This is a genomic window from Neisseria sp. P0021.S007, assembly GCF_051956855.1.
The window spans coordinates 1-585 of the sequence record NZ_JBQCXA010000835.1; the positions used below are offsets into that span (position 1 = coordinate 1).

Here is a 585-nt window from a genome sequence, read left to right on the forward strand (position 1 = left end):
ACTTTGATTGTTACAGATAATCGAAATGTCATCGAGAAATTCCGTAAATTGATTGATGAGTTGGATGTTCCTACGCGTCAAGTTATGGTTGAAGCACGTATTGTAGAAGCAAAAGACGGATTCTCACGCGATTTGGGTGTTAAGTTTGGTGCTGCCGGTGCAAGAGGACGAAACTCTTGGGGTAATGATTGGTCAGCTGCTCAGGGTAACCACAATACTAACGCCTCAGTATTCCGCGGAGAGTCTGCTTACCCAACTTGGTCTTTGCAGCCTAACGTGAGCCTGCCAGCTACGGCAGCAACAAATAGCATTGCCTTGGTACGAGCCTTGTCATCTGGTGCATTAGGTTTGGAAATCTCTGCTTCTGAAGCAACTGGTAAGAGCAAAACCATTTCTAATCCGCGCGTTCTGACTCAGGATCGTCGAGAAGCTACGATTGAATCCGGTACCGAAATTCCTTACCAAGAAGCTTCTTCAAGTGGTGCGACTTCGGTTTCATTCAAAAAAGCGGTTTTGGGTCTGACAGTTACCCCTAATGTAACTCCGGATGGTCAAATCATTATGACCGTTAAGATAACTAAAGAT

1 pseudogene is annotated in these 585 nt (G+C 45.1%); it reads left to right on the forward strand.

Annotated elements, in window-relative coordinates:
• Nucleotides 1-585: pseudogene (locus ACTHUR_RS16225) on the forward strand (pilus assembly protein PilQ); the annotation flags it as partial.